Genomic DNA, 233 nt, shown 5'->3' on the forward strand with positions numbered 1-233 from the left:
TAATAAATTGAAGGAAGGGTGTATAACCAATGAGGGCGATTATAAAATTTGATCACGTTAATAAATACTATGGCAAGCTTCATGCCTTGAAGGACATTAATTTGGAAATTGAAGAGGGCCAAGTTGTAACGATCATCGGATCTTCCGGTTCCGGAAAGTCAACTCTGATCAGAACCATCAATGGCTTGGAGCCAATTCAATCAGGCAAGTTGGAAGTTACTGGCTATGATTTG

Annotated in this window: 1 protein-coding gene; it reads left to right on the forward strand. The window is 39.5% G+C overall.

Annotation, left to right across the window (positions count from 1 at the left end; all coding sequences use genetic code 11):
- Positions 1–29: 29 nt before the first annotated feature.
- Positions 30–233: ATP-binding cassette domain-containing protein (locus tag KI210_RS08670; protein WP_212781470.1), on the forward strand; the 204-nt coding region annotated here is incomplete at its 3' end.

Source organism: Lactobacillus corticis, from assembly GCF_018327645.1.
Taxonomy (GTDB): Bacteria; Bacillota; Bacilli; order Lactobacillales; family Lactobacillaceae; genus Lactobacillus; species Lactobacillus corticis.